Genomic DNA, 15,139 nt, shown 5'->3' with positions numbered 1-15,139 from the left:
AGGTATATTCTTATACCAATTCCACTAACCAATTGAACATTTCTATTGGTGTAAATTCCCAACAACCTTGTTATTGAATAATTAGCACCGCTAGTTAATTAAATGCTTTGAGTTTGGCTATTTATCCTACGTATATAATAGGCCGGTTTATCAATGATGCGGGTCTTATTCTTTGCTAAGTTCAAACGGGTTAGTTCTCGCTAAGTGATATATAAACGACTAAATTGTATAAAAAATGACATTGTTCAAACCTAATTGAAATAAATCATTTATAATACGTAGCAGAAAATAAAGTTTGGAGTGTTTTAAAACACCATGAAATTCGTAGATGAAGTAGAAATTCGCGTAGAAGCCGGCGATGGCGGCAATGGTTGCGTTAGTTTTCGTAAAGAAAAGTATATTGAGTTCGGTGGCCCAAACGGCGGTGATGGCGGTGATGGCGGCGACGTGTATTTAATTGCTGATGAAAGTTGGAACACGTTAATCGATTACCGGTTTGAACGCTTTCATCGTGCAAAACGTGGCGAAAATGGTCGCTCTCGTGATTGTACCGGTAAAGGATCTGACGATCTGTACTTAAAAGTGCCTGTTGGTACACGAGCTATCGATGTTGATACTGGTGAACAGTTAGGTGACTTAACACAGCACGAACAAAAGTTATTAGTTGCTAAAGGTGGCTGGCATGGCTTAGGTAATACACGTTTTAAAAGTAGTACTAACCGCGCGCCACGCCAAAAAACTGATGGTACACCAGGTGAAATCCGTAACTTGAAGCTTGAGTTATTACTACTTGCAGATGTTGGCTTATTGGGCTTGCCAAATGCCGGAAAATCAACCTTAATTCGCAGTGTTTCAGCGGCTAAACCTAAAGTAGCTGATTACCCGTTTACTACCTTGGTACCTAACTTAGGTGTGGTGCGTTTAGACTCTCAACGTAGCTTTGTTATTGCTGATATTCCAGGTTTGATCGAAGGCGCTGCTGATGGCGCAGGTTTAGGTACTCAATTTCTTAAGCATTTAGAGCGCTGTCGTATCCTATTGCATGTTGTTGACGTTATGCCTGTTGATGGCTCTGATCCGCTAGAGAATGCTAAAACTATTATTGGTGAACTTGAAACACACTCTTCAGCACTAGCAGGAAAGCCACGCTGGTTAGTCTTCAACAAGGTTGACTTATTACTTGAAGAAGAAGCGAAAGAAATCACTGATCGTATTATAGAAGGCTTAGGCTGGGAAGGTGAAGTTCGCACTATTTCTGCATATAACCGTACGGGCACTGAAGACTTATGCCAAGGTGTTATGAGCTTTATTGAAGCTTTACCTCCAGAGCAAGAAGAAGCGCCTATTGATGGTAAAGAAGTTGAATTTAAGTGGGATACTTACCACGAAGATGCAATGGCTGATTTAGCAGATGATCTTGATGATGATGATTGGGATGAAGATGAATACGATGTTGAAGTTGAGTATCGTAAATAACTTTTTGCTAATAATATAAATAAACCGTTAAAGGTGCACTTGTAGTCAGGCAATTGCACCTTTTTTGTTGTCTGTAATAACGTATAATATTTTCAAATTTAGCAATATGTTCAGATAAATATACCTTATGACTATTCTTTCAATGATAGTGGCGCATGCCAATAACCGTGTTATTGGTAAAGATAATGACATGCCTTGGCACTTACCGGCTGATTTAGCGTATTTCAAAAAAACGACTTTAGGCAAGCCGATTATTATGGGGCGAAAAACTTTTGAGTCTATTGGCCGACCATTACCGGGCCGACAAAATATAGTGATTTCACGTGATAATAACTATCAAGCCGACGGGGTTGATGTTGTTGGCTCTGTTGATGCCGCATTAGCTTTGGTTAGTCACGTTGAAGAAGTCATGGTGATTGGTGGAGGAGCAATTTATCAACATTGCTTAGCCTCAGCACAGCGGCTTTATATTACTCATATAGATGCAGATATCGATGGCGATACATACTTTCCGGAATATGATTTGAATGTTTGGAAGAAGGTTACTAGCCATGTGCAGGCGAGTGATGAAAAAAACCAATATAGCTTAGATTTTTCGGTTTACGAGAAAGCTTAATTAGCCCCTTGCGCTACTATGATACACAAGTAAGCTAAAAGTCAGACTTAAATTTGATATAGCCTATATGAAAAAAGAGCGCTTAAGCGCTCTTTTTTATGTCTTTTGATGACTGGTAAACTAAAGTTTAAACTCTTGTACTGATTGTTGTAATTCATCAGCTAAACGGGCTACTTCACTACTTGATTCAGCTGTTTGTTGTGAGCCTGCAGTGGTTTGTTCTGCAATGGCTACAATAGACTCTAGATTTTCACTTATTTCGTGAGCTACCGCACTTTGTTCTTCAGCGGCTGTCGCTATTTGTGAACTACGATCGTATATATCGTGTACAGCTTCGGTAACTGACTCGAGTGCTTTCTCTGATTCAATGCTTTGTTCAACACATGTTGTTGTTTGCTGTTTACCGGTATCCATTACAGATACGGCTTCTTCAGCACCGGCTTGCAGTACTTCAATCATGTTTTGAATTTCTTGGGTTGACTCTTGCGTTCTGCTCGCTAGTGTTCTTACCTCATCAGCAACAACCGCAAAGCCTCGACCATGTTCACCGGCACGTGCTGCTTCAATCGCGGCGTTTAATGCTAATAAGTTAGTTTGGTCAGCAATGCTTCTAATTACATCCAAAATACTACCAATTGATGCACTATCACTTTGAAGTTTATTAATAACTTGAGATGCTGATTCAACTTCGTTTGCTAGTAGTCTGATGGTACCTAAGTTGTTTTTCGAGATAGTTTTGATGCGTTCAGCTTCATCATCAGCTAACTTAATACCACCTAAAGCATCATTAACGCTAGATAGTACTGTTTGAGATGTTTGGCTCATTTCTGTTGTTGCAGAAGCCGCTTGTTCAACTTGATTGCGTTGCTCTTCTATGGCGGTGGTGCTTTGTGCAGTTACCGCTGACATTTGCTCTGCTGCTGTTGCCAGCTGGGTTGAGCGACTGACAATGCCTTGAATTAAGCTTCTAAGACTATCAATTAATAAATTACAATTACGAGAAAGTTGTGCGAATTCATCATTACCACTTTCATCTAACTTACGAGATAAGTCGCCAGAAGCAACCACATTTAGCATTTCATTCACGCGACGTAATGGGCGTGTAATACTGGTTAATGTGATCCAAGCAATAATTATCGCTAATGCAATAGAGACTAAGGTAATAAGAAAAGTATTGCGTGTGCCATCAGATACTGACTCTTTAACTAAAGCTCCAGTAGTGATTGTTGTACTATTGGCTAAATCAACTTGCTTTTCGAGTATGGCATTAGCGTTGCTGATACCATTTTCTGCTAATGCTAAACTTGCGGTTGCTGCAGCAATAGCATTGAGTTGATTATTTTTATTGGTAAATATTTTTTCACTGCCGGTGATGTAATTTTGTAATGCCTTAAAGCTATCCATAAGTTCGTCAGCAATGTCGGCGACACCTTGATTTTTTAATTCATTCACTACGTCATTAATTGACTTTTCAATATCATTAAATGAATTTTCAATTTCACTGGTGACTAATTCAGCAGATTGTTGATCAGCAATTTCACGGTATTCAAACGATGAACTTACCATGCTATTAAGCAATGTTTCTAAACGTTCAGCTAAATTTACGGCACGTTGTAGTTTAGTGTCAGCAAGGTCATGATCGGCCAGATCTAATAATAAAGTTGCCGTGTCATCTGCTTTTTCTTCAATGAAATCTATTTTCTCAATTAGCGTTAGATGCTGTTCAATGGCAAATTTACGACTACTAATGACACTGTCAATTTCGCTTTCTAAGCTTTCATAAACTGGATCAACTTTGCGTAAATTAGCAATTAAGCTAGCTTCTTCTTGTACGATGCTTTTTAGCTTTTTTAGTTGTGTTCTAAAGTCACTTTTACTTGCATCAAAAGCTGCTTTGTTTTCTGCTAATGGCTCAAGAGTTGTTTGGTAGTAGGCACGAAGTGTTAAGTTGCCAATACCGGTTAGATCGTTAGCTAGCTTGTTACTACCTTTTAGTGTCGGTATCGCAAGCTCGTTCTGCTGTTTTGTAGCATCGCCAATAGTATTTAAACTATTCCATGATATTGCGCTGGTTACAAAGAGTAAAAGTGAAATAATGGTAAAACCACCAATTATTTTCATTGCTACTGTTAATTTCATAGATCCCACCAATATATAAATTAAATCGTTTGTTGATTACATGACTAATAATAGCTTCTATTATTAGTGTGGGTAATCATTAATTATTATCAGACTACTAAGGAATGCAAATAAGTCTTGTTGCTAGTATAACAAGCTGACACACTTTTGAAACCAAAGTCATACGTTATCTTAACTTTTTATGTGACTGTTCGGTAAATAACTTTTTATCATGCCACCTTAATATTGTTAAATGTTGCCCCCAAACGCAACCAGTATCAAGTGCATGTATATTTTTAGGCTGGCAACAGCCCATTAATGCCGCCCAATGGCCAAATATCCACTGAGTCGTTTCGCTAATATGCTTGAATTCGAACCAAGGAGATAATGTTTTAGGTGCATTTTGGGGACTTTCTTTACAACTAAAATCCAAACTTCCATCAGAGTGGCAATACCGCATACGCGTTAACGAGTTGATGGTAAACCTAAAGCGAGCAATTTCATCATCGGCATCTTGCCAATTTATTGGCTGCTCTGCATACATATGATGCAACCAATACTTTGCATCTGAAGACATTAAATGTTGTTGCGCTAGGTCTGCATTTATTACCGCTTGTTGAGGGGTCCATTGCGGTGAGAGCCCCGCGTGACTCATATAGGTTTCTTCGTGAGGTAACTTTTGAATTAATGGTTGCTGAACTAACCAATCCATTAATTGAGCAACATCAGGAGCAGCCAATAATGCCGATAGCTTATCTTGCGCTTTCACTTGTTTGATGCCGTGATATACGGCAAGTAGGTGTAAGTCGTGATTGCCGAGCACGACTTTAGCACTGCTACCTAATGAGCTAATAAAGCGTAATGTTTCAAGTGAATTAGGGCCTCTAGCAACTAAGTCGCCCGCAACATAAAGTTGATCATGTTGACAAGAAAAAGCAACTTGGCTTAGCAGCGCATCTAATTCGCTGTAGCAGCCTTGTATATCACCGACAAAATAAACAGCCATAAATGTTCGTTAGTTTAATATATTGGGTTTTGCTAAGCGAAATACAGGTATATCTACGTCAACTAATTGCTCTGAGTTTACCTGCATTTGATAATGTCCCTGCATATAACCTAATGGCGATTTTAATAGGCAACCACTGGTATAAGTAAAGCTCTCACTAGCTTTGATGAAAGGTTGTTGACCAATAACCCCTTCGCCAGATACCTCACTAGTGTCGCCATTGGCATCAGTGATCAACCAATAGCGATTTAAAAGTTGCACTGTGTTGATGCTGTTATTACTGATTGTAATGGTGTAACTAAAAACAAATTGCTGTTCACCGTCAACAGATTGCTGAGTAATATATTGGCTGACAACTGCTACTGAAATTTCAGTAGCTAGTAGGTGATTTTCATTACTCATCGTTAGCTTCAATTGGGTTGTCGGTGACAAAGTTTGCCAGCATGACAAAGTCAGCTAAGGTTAAATTCTCAGGACGAAGTCCAGGGTCAATGCCTAATTCAGTTAATTGTTCAGCTGAAATTAGCTTTTTAAAGCTATTGCGGATTGTTTTTCGGCGTTGGTTAAAGGCAGCTAAACAAACTTTGTTTAATGAATTAATGTCTTTAACTGGATTTTTAATCGTTTTATGCGGGATCAATCGAACAATAGCTGAATCAACCTTAGGTGCAGGCTTAAAAGCCTCAGGTCCTATTTCCATGACAGGAATAACCTGACATTGATATTGTGTCATGATTGATAAACGGCCATAAGCCTTACAGTTTTCACCTGATGCCATACGTTCCACTACTTCTTTTTGCAGCATAAAGTGCATATCTTTTACTTTGTCTTTAAAAGTCAGTAAATGAAAGATAAGCGGGGTTGAAATGTTATAAGGTAAATTGCCAAAAATACGTAATGGTTTCTCATCACTGGCTAGTTGCCCAAAATCAAACTTTAATGCATCTTCTTCATAGATAGTTAATTTAGGTGCTAAAAATGGGTGATGACGTAATCTATGTGCTAGGTCTCTATCTAGCTCGACTACGCTAAGCTGACCTGCGCGTTCGACTACCGGCTCAGTAAGTGCTCCTAAGCCAGGGCCAATTTCAATTAAATTTTCATTAGGCTCTGGATTGATAGCGTCAACAATATTGCTAATGATGGCGTCATTATGCAGGAAATTTTGTCCAAAACGCTTCTTCGCCTGATGGCCTAAATGGGAGTTTTTACTCATAGTTTTTATTGCTCGAATTAATCTTGTGCTTGATTGTTAGCTAAGGCTATTGCCGCGTTTATGGCTTCATTAAAACTACCAACATCTGCTTTGTCAGTACCGGCTAAGTCTAAGGCGGTACCGTGATCAACCGATGTTCTAATAAAGGGAAGTCCTAAGGTAATGTTGACTGAAGCGCCGAAACCTTTGAATTTAAGTACGGGTAAACCTTGGTCGTGAAACATGCTTAAAATAGCGTCGGCATCATCAAGGTATTTGGCTTGAAAAATAGTATCAGCAGGTAAAGGACCAATAAGGTTCATACCTTCTGCACGTAACTCATCTAAAGCAGGGATCATTACATCAATTTCTTCTCGCCCTAAATGTCCGTCTTCGCCTGCATGTGGATTTATTCCACACACGTAAATTTTGGGCTTAGGAATGCCAAATTTATTGATCAGATCTTGATTTAATATCCGGGTTACTTTTTGCAGTCGTTCATGGGTAATCGCTTTAGATACATAGGCTAAAGGAATATGCGTTGTTACTAGCGCTACTCTTAAGCCTTCTGTTGCTAACATCATCACAACGTCAGAGCAATTGGCTTGATTAGCAAAGTACTCGGTATGACCGCTAAACGCGATACCGGCTTGATTGATTAAGCCTTTATGAACCGGGCCAGTAACTACAGCATCAAACTCACCAGAGATGTTTTTTTCACTGGCAATACGTAAAGTTTCAACGACATAATGGCCATTGTTAGCGTTAAGAACACCTGGCTCGCAAGTGTCTTCTAAGGCTACAGGTAAAACAATTAGTGTGCCTGCTTGGTGTGCGGTAGCTTTATCATCTGGATTGTACAGCTTAATATTGAGCGGTAAATTTAATCGTTTCGCTCTTTCGCTCAATAGCTCAGGAGAGGCAACAGCAACAATCTGCGTAGGCCAATCTTGTTGAGCTATTCGTATCATCAGATCTGGGCCTACACCTGCAGGTTCACCTGGTGTTATAGCAATTCTTGTTAACACTATTCTTTTTCCGTATCGAGTATTTCTATATAGGCTTCATCACGCATTTCTTTGATCCAACGCGCACCTTCCATGCTGAATTTTCGATTGTAAAGTAGCTGATAAACACGGTTTTCATTCATTTGTTCAGTAGCATCTAATGTTCTGCGGCCAGTAAGTTTAGCAATATGCCAGCCAAACGATGTGCGAAATGGCTGATGAATTTCATCAATATCTAAACTGGCTAACGCATCAGCAAACGAAGCTTCATATTTGCTTGGCTCAGACCAACCTAAATCACCACCACGGACAGAGGTAGGACCTTCAGAGTATTCTTTGGCAAGCTCAGCAAAGTCTGCTTCGCCAGCATTAAGTTTTTCAATAAAGCCTTCTAGTAGTGCTTTGGCTTTCGCTTCACTTAATATAATCGAAGGTTTAATTAAGATGTGACTCGCTTTCACTTCTTCCACTTCAACTTTTTGACGACCACGAACATCAACTAACTTTACAATACTAAAGCCTAGCCCTGTACGAATTGGTCCGAAAATACTGCCTTTTTCTTGTCCGTCAACTAACTCAGAAAACAAAGTTGGCATTTCGTTAATAGTTTTCCAGCCTAAATCACCACCTTCAAGCGCATTACCGCCACCTGATGAAGTCATGGCAATATTGGTAAAGTCACTACCGTTATTTAATAGTTCTAGCACTTTTTCCGCGCGAATTTTAGCGGCACTTATATCGCTTTGTTTAGGGTTACTAGGAAACTCAATTAGAATATGTCCTAAACGGTATTCAATATCAGCATTGGTTTGTTCTTTCATGACTGAAAGTAAGTTAGCGATTTCTTGCGGAGAGATGTAAATACGACGACGTAAACTTGCGCGACGAACTTCACCTGAGATCAATTCTTTACGGATATTCTCGCGATACTTTTCGTAGTCTAAACCATCAGATACAAGCATTTGACGGAACTCTTCAAGTGATTGTTTACTGTCCTTTGCCATATTTGCTAAGGTTTCATCAAGCTGAGCATCACTAATTTGCACACCCATACGCTCACCAAGTTGCATAATGATCGCATCATTAATTAACTTTTCAGTAACTTGAGTTCGTAATGCTCTATCTGACGGTAAAGTTTGATTTTTCTTTTTTGCTTGTACAGTAATTGAATGGATAAGATCTTCGATTTCAGATTTTAATACCACACCACTATTAACAACGACAGCTACTCGGTCTAGCTCAACTTCTGCAGCATTCGCCGGGGAAATAGAGCTAAAAATAAACACCGAGCCAAGAAGTAATAATTTCAATGAATTTTTCATGTAACGTAAATTTCTTTTATTAGTTATTGAGGAAGTAAGGGCGTTTATAGCCAAATATACTTGAATTAAACATATCTCCAACACTGTTGGATGATTTGTTGTTATTTATACCATTATATACAAATTGAACGTTAAAACTGCTATCAAATGCATCTCGATTTTCATTTATGTTAAGCGCATCGTCAATCTTTGAATTAATATTACGATGGTAGGTAAAACGAATCCCCCAACAACAGCTACTATATTCGAGACCAGCGTAACTTTCGATACTGCGCTTTCCTTTTAGATCTTGGGTAAATCGACCAACAAACTGCCAACGGCTGGCAATCTTAACATTTGTTGCTAACGACATTTGCTCTAATGACTCTCCTGAGACATCGCGAGTATATCGATGGTTCAATTGAATTGTTTGATTATTTGCAAATAAATAATCTAATGATGTTTGACTTTTATTCGTGACACCTAAATCGGTATTATATTGAATATCAGAGCTAAACTGCCAATTACGACTCAAATGTAGAAAAATATCGGCCGCAAGTGCAGACTTATCAACAACGGTATCTTGTTCACTGCTATTAAAGTTACTTTCGTTAAAATAAACAATGCGACCTAAACTAAAGCGCAACACTTCATTATTTTCTTCGGTTAAAATACGACTTGTTACCCCCCAAGATATTTGATTGGCTTGTGCTATACGGTCAATACCACTAAAGCGGCGGTCACGAAATAAGCCGTTATAGTCATCCTGTAAATTTGTCGTATCATAAATACCAATATTGTTCTGATCTTTTTCGGGAATATAAAGGTATTGCAATTGTGGCTCTAAGGTTTGGCTATAACCCTTATTAAACAGGGTTAAATTTCGATCGAAATTTACGCCACCATGAAAACGTATTTTAGGTAATGTACGGCTAACATTTTTTTCTAACGGACTATCATCATTGATATTTTTTTGATGGTAATTAGTTTGAAGTACTTTGACTTCAGAATTGAGAAACCAAGCAGGGCTTGCTATCGGATATAATAAACCGGCCTCAACATGGTATCTTTGAGCTGTTGGTTGAGTTTTATCAGCGGTGTCAAAACTTGATAATTCTGAATATATGTCAAGAATACCATCAAAATTATCGAGCTTTTGCTGACGGCTTATTTCTATTTGCGGTAATGTTTTATAACTACGCTGGTGATTACCAAGTACTTCGAAATCTTGTAATTTCAACGTAGTTTGCCAATTATCAGCAAAGTAGGAAATTTCGCCTACTTGATAGAGGTAAGAATCATTAGAGTTAAATTGGCTGCTACCTAAATCTACGAGATAGTTATCATCACTAATTGTCGTGTAATCAACGTGGGCTCTAAAGCGCTCTGAAAAAGTACCGATATGCTGAAATCGTGCTAAATAGCGAGAGTCATCATTATTAATGAGCTTTTTATCTTTATTAAGGTACTCAATATCAACTTGTCCAGATTGTAACCCTTCTAAGTATCTAAACTCTGTTATCAGTTGTGTGCCTCTGTCTGACATATAACGAGGAGTTATTGTGGCATCCATATTTTCGGCAATATTGACATAATATGGCGTTTCTATTTCTATACCTGAACTATTAGAAGAGCTAATTGTTGGATATAAAAAGCCAGACTGTCGATCAGTACCTATAGGCATTGTTAAGTAGGGCACATATAAAACCGGTATGTCGAAAAGACTAAAACGGGCATTGTAGGCTTCTAACGATTTCTCATCAGATGAAATGGTAATTTCACTCGCACGCATTTGCCAGTCAGGCACCGGTCCGTAACATGTGGTGAAACTTGAGTCGATAAAACTTAAGGTTTTACCGTTGCCGTTAATATTAATTTTTTCTGCGCTACCATGTCCGGGAGAATCATTAAGTTGATAAGAAGTTGCAGTCAGAGACGTGGTTTTCTGTAATTGGTTAATATTAAGTGAATCAGCAAAAATATCGATGCCTTTATTTTGAAAATGAATATCGCCATTGGCATTAACTGTGGAATTTGTGCGATTAACTGATAATTCGTTAGCTACAACTGATTTATCTTGGTTCAGTAAGGTAACACCGCCTGTGAAATTGGCATATTCACCTTTTTTAATACTCGACGTTGACGATAAAATAGTAAAGTTTTCGTTGGCAGACTTTCCTGTTTTATCGGCAATATTGTCGTAAGTTGGAATTGGGCATAGGCTAACACTATTTGTATTTATTTCAGTATTTTGCGCGTTGCTGGTAAATGTACAAGGCAACAAGAAGACAAGGGATATTTTGTTTAAGGAAAAACGCATTTATGGTCCGGATAATTAACTTTAAAAAATACAAAAGCCTAGATTCAGAGCGGCATTTTACCGCTAAAGGCAATAATAATATAGCAATTTTCATTAGCCTGCTAATTAGTTATACTCAAACAACTTTGAGCAGCAAAATATCGCACTAATTAAATTGACCTTATTAAATGATTTAAGGTGAAAAACTCATGGTGAATAACCAAGTGGATTGTGTCTTTATTTATCTGAAGTGCTAATAAGCTTCATCTTTTTTTAGTTTTAGTGAGTAGTTGGCACTGAATATTTTCGTGGCTTGATAATTATAATCCGTACTACTTGAGAGAAATCACTCATTGAACCTAATAAGAACTAAAGCGTTACACCAGTGGTTAGCTAATCATTTTCCTTTACAAAGCATTAGCTTAGTAGCACTAACAGGTGACGCGGGCTTTCGACGTTATTTTCGTTTTCAATATCAAGAGCAATCCTATATTGGCGTTGATGCACCGGTAAAACTATCAAACAATCACGCTTTTATTAGTGTGCAAAAAGCCTTGCTGCAAGCGGGTATCAAGGTACCAGAAATTATTGCCGCAGATCTCGAGCAAGGTTTTCTTTGTCTGAGTGATTTTGGCGATTGCTTATTGGCAGAGAAACTTTGCCAGGACAATATGGAGCAATATTACCGTGATGCAATAACCGAGCTAACAAAAATGCTGGCTTGTGGCGAACAAACAGTCGCGAGCTTGCCATTATATGATGACGACTTTATCTATACTGAACTCGCAATATTTAATGACTGGTTGTTAGAGCAACATTTAGCTATATATTTGACTGCCGATGAAAAAAGTCGATTGCATGCGTGTTTTGACTTGTTGGTTTCTGCTATTTCTCAGCAACCTAAAGTTTTTATGCATCGCGATTATCATAGCCGAAATATAATGTTACTTAATGATGGAACATTAGGGGTTATTGACTTTCAAGACGCGGTGCAAGGGCCGATAATTTATGATTTAGTGTCACTCCTTCGAGATTGTTATGTTCGATGGCCTAATGAATTATTGGCACCACTGGTCGAAGAATATCGGCAGCAGGTGCAAAATCACCTACCTAGCGAAAATTTTACTCAAGAAAAATGGCAATATTGGTTTGATTTAACCGGTTTACAACGCCATATAAAAGCCAGTGGTATTTTTGCTCGTTTGCATCACAGAGATAATAAGTCGGGATATTTAGCTGATATTCCACTGACCTTGACCTACATCGCAGATGTTAGTCGTCAATATGATAAGCTTAAGTTTCTTCATGATTTAGTCACGGATCGTGTTATGCCGGCACTGCAAAAGTTAAGCTAATGGCTCAACTTTTTTGTGCGCTTCGGTTGTTAGTTAGTCTTTAAGGGGAGTGAGGTATTTTTCATGAAAGCAATGATATTGGCAGCAGGGCGTGGCGAACGTATGCGACCATTAACGGATAGCTGCCCTAAGCCTTTACTAAAGGTTAGAGGTGTTGCGCTTATTGAACATCATATTAGAAACTTAGTGGCAGCAGGCATACGAGATATCGTGATTAACCATGCTTGGCTTGGTGAGCAATTAATTGCTCATTTGGGCCGTGGTGAACGTTTTGATGCGAATATTAGCTACAGTGAAGAAGTTGTAGCCTTAGAAACGGCAGGTGGAATTATTAAGGCTTTACCGTTGCTAGCTGAGCAAGATGATGAAGTGTTTTTGGTGATTAATGGTGATATTTATTGTGACTTACAATTTGCACATTTACCCGTATTAGCACCAGAGTATAGTGCACATTTAATGCTAGTAACGAATCCAGAGCATAACCCTAATGGCGATTTTCAACTTGAAAATGGCGTACTTGTGAACCCTAAGGGTAATAAACAAAATACCTATACTTTTAGTGGTATTGCGCTGTATCGAAAAAGTTTTTTTAAGCAATTTTTTAAGCAACATAGTGCAACTAAATACGACAATGTTATGTCGCAAGAGGCAGTTAAGCCACTCGCGCCAATGTTAAGGGCTGCAGCCGATCAGCAACAAGTCTCTGCGAATGTTATGCACTCGGATTGGACTGATGTTGGCACACCAGAACGTTTAGCTAAGCTAAATACTATTTAAACCGTTTTACAGTTAATTAATTATCGAGTTTTAACATGCGAATTTGGGGTAAAGTTTTAGGTTTCTTATTTGGTTTTATGCTGAGTAAGAATATTATTGGTGCATTGTTAGGTGCATGGATTGGTCATCGTTTTGATAAAGGTATCGGGTTAGACTTTAGCAGCTTAGGTGGCGCAAAAAGTGAAACTGATCGCCAAGCGGCATTCTTCTATAGTACCTTTTCGGTGATGGGCTATATTGCCAAAGCAAATGGGCAGGTTACCCAACACGAAATAGCTTTTGCTACTGCTTATATGGATAAGTTAGGCCTTAGAGGTGAACTTCGCCAACAAGCCCAAGAAGCATTTAGAGATGGTAAAACTACAGGGTTTCCACTCGCTGAACGGTTAGCTAAATTGAAATCAGCAGTGGCCAATCGACAAGACCTGTTACTGTTGTTTTTAGAAATTCAAATACAGGTCGCTTTTGCTGACGGAAATCTTGATAAAGATGAACGTGAAGCTTTGCATCAAATTGCTAATGGTCTTGGTTATTCTGCAAAAGAGTTAGATAAATTATTGGAAATGATTATCGCTGGCGCCAATTTTCATCAGCATGGACAAGCTGGTGGCAATAATAGCTTCGCACAATCAGGACAACAACTCGCTAATGCTTATAAAGTATTGGGTGTTACTGAGCAAGATTCAGCCAGTGATATTAAAAAAGCTTATCGCAAACTGATGTCACAACATCATCCCGACAAATTGGTTGCCAAAGGTTTACCGCCTGAAATGATGGAAATGGCCAAGCAAAAAGCGCAAGACATTCAGGCGGCTTATGAACTGATCTCAGCGCAAAACAAATAATTCTATCTATTAAGCAAATATTGTTATAACGACTTGCGTAGCCATTTAAATTTAATGTATTTGGTTTAAATGGCACTTTGCTAGTATTTCAATTTCATGAATGAATGAATGAATTTTAACGGGTCACTTATAGCACTTTTATTTTGCCACAGTTATTAAGGAATAGGGTGCTCAACAAAGTAGCTTTTGGCTAACTCTACAAAAGTCTTAACTCTGGTTGATAACTCATATCTATGTGGATACATCGCAGAAATCTGTAAATTATTAAGCGCGTACTGAGGTAAAACTTCAATAAGACTTTTATTTTGCAGATAGCGTGCTACAGAATAGCTGGGGGCTTGAATTATGCCTTGTCCTTCAGCCGCCGCTTCATTAAGTAACTTGCCACTATTTGAACTCCAAGCCCAATTATATTTTACTAACTTGCGAACACCGTCTTCTATAAAAAGCCATTGCTCTTTTCGTAAGCTATGGGCAAAAAATAGCAACTGGTGTTGATGTAAGTCAGCTAGGCAAGAAGGTGAACCAAATTGCTCTAGGTAATCTGGACTTGCCCACAAAGATAAGCGAGATTGACAAACTTTCTGTGCTATATAACTTGCACTAGTTAAGCTTGGGGCTACCCTAAATGCCAAATCAGTTTTATCATCGAATAAATCAATAGGGGCATTATCCATACGTATATTGAGTTTTACTTGTGGATATTTTGCTCGATAAAGTGCGATAAGAGGGGCTAAGTACTGTCCGCCAAACTCAGCAGTTGTTGAGATATTTAATTCGCCACTAGGATCACTTTTAAACTGAGTCATTTGGTCATCAATTAATGCCAGTTTTTTAAGAATAGGCTTAACGTGATTGCGGTATTGCATCCCTGCTTCTGTTAAAAAAACCTTACGGGTATTACGTTTAAGTAATAAGCAACCCAGCTCTTGTTCAAGTTGTTTAACATACCGGCTAACCATAGTTGCCGATATATTCATTTCTTTCGCTGCTTGAGAAAAGTTTAGATAGTCTGCGGTGAAACAAAAGGCTTTCATTGCTTCAATTTTATTCATAAACCTTGTTCTTTATAAACTATATGTAAATACACTATAAACTTTTAGTCACTTCCAAACAAAACTTAATCAAGGCAATATAAAATCAC

13 protein-coding genes are annotated in these 15,139 nt (G+C 38.4%); 5 read left to right on the top strand and 8 right to left on the bottom strand.

The features are described from left to right. The first annotated feature begins 315 nt into the window (after positions 1-315). Together cgtA and folA are read left to right on the top strand one after the other, a co-directional pair. Entirely contained in the window at positions 316-1,476 is a 1,161-nt protein-coding gene (gene cgtA, locus B0169_RS08580) for an Obg family GTPase CgtA (RefSeq protein WP_077285538.1), read from the top strand. A gap of 127 nt (positions 1,477-1,603) precedes the next feature. Next, on the top strand, positions 1,604-2,092 hold the full coding sequence (gene folA, locus B0169_RS08575) for a type 3 dihydrofolate reductase (protein WP_077285537.1): 489 nt from the start codon (positions 1,604-1,606) through the stop codon (positions 2,090-2,092). 120 nt (positions 2,093-2,212) lie between these two features. On the opposite strand, the gene B0169_RS08570 is transcribed toward folA, so the two are convergent. From B0169_RS08570 to lptD, 7 genes are all read right to left on the bottom strand, one after another. After that, the gene (locus tag B0169_RS08570) at positions 2,213-4,231 is read right to left on the bottom strand and encodes a methyl-accepting chemotaxis protein (RefSeq protein WP_077285536.1); all 2,019 of its coding nucleotides are present in this window, start codon (positions 4,229-4,231) and stop codon (positions 2,213-2,215) included. A gap of 166 nt (positions 4,232-4,397) precedes the next feature. Then, complete coding sequence (locus B0169_RS08565; RefSeq protein ID WP_077285535.1) at positions 4,398-5,216, bottom strand: symmetrical bis(5'-nucleosyl)-tetraphosphatase; 819 nt, start codon at positions 5,214-5,216, stop codon at positions 4,398-4,400. 9 nt (positions 5,217-5,225) lie between these two features. Beyond that, a complete protein-coding gene (gene apaG, locus B0169_RS08560) occupies positions 5,226-5,618 on the bottom strand; it encodes a Co2+/Mg2+ efflux protein ApaG (RefSeq protein WP_077285534.1) in 393 nt (130 codons plus the stop codon). Continuing rightward, positions 5,611-6,432, bottom strand: a complete 822-nt coding sequence (gene rsmA / locus B0169_RS08555; RefSeq protein WP_077285533.1) for a 16S rRNA (adenine(1518)-N(6)/adenine(1519)-N(6))-dimethyltransferase RsmA — start codon at positions 6,430-6,432, stop codon at positions 5,611-5,613. The genes apaG and rsmA overlap by 8 nt, the downstream gene beginning before the upstream one ends. A gap of 17 nt (positions 6,433-6,449) precedes the next feature. Beyond that, complete coding sequence (gene pdxA, locus B0169_RS08550) at positions 6,450-7,442, bottom strand: 4-hydroxythreonine-4-phosphate dehydrogenase PdxA (protein ID WP_158077069.1); 993 nt, start codon at positions 7,440-7,442, stop codon at positions 6,450-6,452. Continuing rightward, a complete protein-coding gene (gene surA, locus B0169_RS08545; RefSeq protein WP_077285531.1) occupies positions 7,439-8,740 on the bottom strand; it encodes a peptidylprolyl isomerase SurA in 1,302 nt (433 codons plus the stop codon). The genes pdxA and surA overlap by 4 nt, the downstream gene beginning before the upstream one ends. 19 nt (positions 8,741-8,759) lie before the next feature. Then, the gene (gene lptD / locus B0169_RS08540) at positions 8,760-11,039 is read right to left on the bottom strand and encodes an LPS assembly protein LptD (protein ID WP_077285530.1); all 2,280 of its coding nucleotides are present in this window, start codon (positions 11,037-11,039) and stop codon (positions 8,760-8,762) included. A gap of 332 nt (positions 11,040-11,371) precedes the next feature. Here lptD and B0169_RS08535 point away from each other — a divergent pair, with 332 nt between their 5' ends. From B0169_RS08535 to djlA, 3 genes are all read left to right on the top strand, one after another. Further along, positions 11,372-12,373: an aminoglycoside phosphotransferase family protein gene (locus tag B0169_RS08535; RefSeq protein WP_077285529.1), complete on the top strand. Its 1,002-nt coding sequence runs from the start codon at positions 11,372-11,374 to the stop codon at positions 12,371-12,373. A gap of 63 nt (positions 12,374-12,436) precedes the next feature. Continuing rightward, a complete protein-coding gene (gene murU, locus B0169_RS08530; protein ID WP_077285528.1) occupies positions 12,437-13,150 on the top strand; it encodes an N-acetylmuramate alpha-1-phosphate uridylyltransferase MurU in 714 nt (237 codons plus the stop codon). A gap of 35 nt (positions 13,151-13,185) precedes the next feature. Next, a complete protein-coding gene (gene djlA / locus B0169_RS08525; RefSeq protein ID WP_077285527.1) occupies positions 13,186-13,995 on the top strand; it encodes a co-chaperone DjlA in 810 nt (269 codons plus the stop codon). A gap of 155 nt (positions 13,996-14,150) precedes the next feature. Here djlA and B0169_RS08520 read toward each other — a convergent pair whose 3' ends face one another. Then, positions 14,151-15,050: a LysR family transcriptional regulator gene (locus B0169_RS08520; RefSeq protein ID WP_077285526.1), complete on the bottom strand. Its 900-nt coding sequence runs from the start codon at positions 15,048-15,050 to the stop codon at positions 14,151-14,153. Between the last annotated feature and the right edge of the window lie 89 nt (positions 15,051-15,139).

This window comes from Cognaticolwellia aestuarii (assembly GCF_002000025.1).
GTDB classification, from domain to species: domain Bacteria; phylum Pseudomonadota; class Gammaproteobacteria; order Enterobacterales; family Alteromonadaceae; genus Cognaticolwellia; species Cognaticolwellia aestuarii.
The sequence above is the reverse complement of the archived record's forward strand: the minus strand, read 5'-3'. Positions and strand labels throughout refer to the sequence as shown.